The organism is Xanthomonas sp. SHU 166 (genome assembly GCF_000364685.1).
In the GTDB taxonomy this organism is placed as follows: domain Bacteria; phylum Pseudomonadota; class Gammaproteobacteria; order Xanthomonadales; family Xanthomonadaceae; genus Xanthomonas_A; species Xanthomonas_A sontii.
In genome coordinates this window covers 1-1,251 of sequence record NZ_AQOJ01000012.1, presented here as the reverse complement: position 1 = coordinate 1,251, position 1,251 = coordinate 1, and the positions used below count along the sequence as shown (strand labels likewise).

Below are 1,251 nucleotides of genomic sequence, written 5' to 3'. Positions count from 1 at the left end.
CGTATCAGTACACGGGGCGGGAGCGGGATGCGAGCGGACTCTACTATTATCGAGCACGGTATTACGCCCCCAGTTTAGGGCGGTTCCTGAGTGAGGACCCGATTGGATTGGCTGGCGGAGTAAATCCATATGCTTATGTGCGTGGTAGCCCGGTGGTCCTCACTGATCCATTAGGATTGGTTGATGTAAATTATGTCCCGCTTGGGGAGCATATAGATAATTATGGTGGCATGCAGTTGATTCGTTCACGATATTCTTGTCGTGCGGGAGCGGAGTTAAATGGAAATCCTGCTCCTGTAAAAAAAATTGCAGATGTTTTGTATATTCCGGTACAGGCTACTGATCTATATGTATGGACTGCTAATAATGCAATTGCTCCATATCAGGGGAGGTATGGAAAAACGCCTGAAGGAAAAAGAGATAAGGCCAATCCTGGAAAATGAATTTATTTTTATCCAGGGAGTAAATGATGGGCGCTATTAGGCGATTATTTATTTTTTTATTATGATTTATAGCGGAGGATTGCAATGTCAAGAAAAATTACTGCCACCACCGCTTCCGCAACCTTCCGTTCTGGATGAGAATGCACGTTCTCTAGATAGCGGAATGGTTTTGGATGCTGTGCAGATTAATCGATTTATGATTCGGGCGGGAAATGGAGATGAGGCTGCAGCCTATAGACTGTATTCCCATTTTTCTTCTATAGATGATAAAGGTAGGGCAAAGTATTGGTTGCTGTTTGCGGCGGTTAGAGGATTTCCTGTTGCGCAATATAATATGTGGTTTGGTCTTAAGGACAAGACGGACTGCGAATCCAAGATAGCGGCATTAGCGTGGTTGAAAAGTGCTGCTATTAATGGAAATTTACAAGCATCAAGGAAGTTAAAAGACTTTTCTATGGTTGAAGATGAATGTTTATAAGCTGCGTGCAAGCAGTTGTTTGGATCAAGCAAGGAACGGCAAGCCTGCCGGCTTCGGCTGCTTGTTAGCGGCATGTACAGCGTGCCCACGACCGCTTGCGCGGCCTGCTGCAGGGGAGTGAGACCGTGGCGTTCGATTACGACGCCGCCGATCGCCTCACCGAGACCACGCTGCCCAACGGCGTCAAGACCGGGTACGCCTACAACACCGCCAACCAGACCACCGGCATCGCCTGGCTCAAGCCGGACGGCACGGCCCTGGGCGAGATCGGCTATGGCTATGACCAACTGGGCCGGCTGGTGGCGCAGACCGGCAGCTTCGCCCCGCAGG

The 1,251-nt window shown here is 49.4% G+C and carries 3 protein-coding genes; all 3 read left to right on the top strand.

The features are described from left to right. Positions 1-443: RHS repeat-associated core domain-containing protein (locus tag D180_RS24755; RefSeq protein ID WP_157835386.1), on the top strand; the 443-nt coding region annotated here is incomplete at its 5' end. 61 nt (positions 444-504) lie between these two features. Beyond that, positions 505-921, top strand: a complete 417-nt coding sequence (locus D180_RS23645; protein WP_157835385.1) for a hypothetical protein — start codon at positions 505-507, stop codon at positions 919-921. 125 nt (positions 922-1,046) lie between these two features. After that, positions 1,047-1,251, top strand: a 205-nt coding sequence (locus D180_RS00740) for an RHS repeat domain-containing protein (protein WP_043090242.1), incomplete at its 3' end; no start/stop codon positions are given.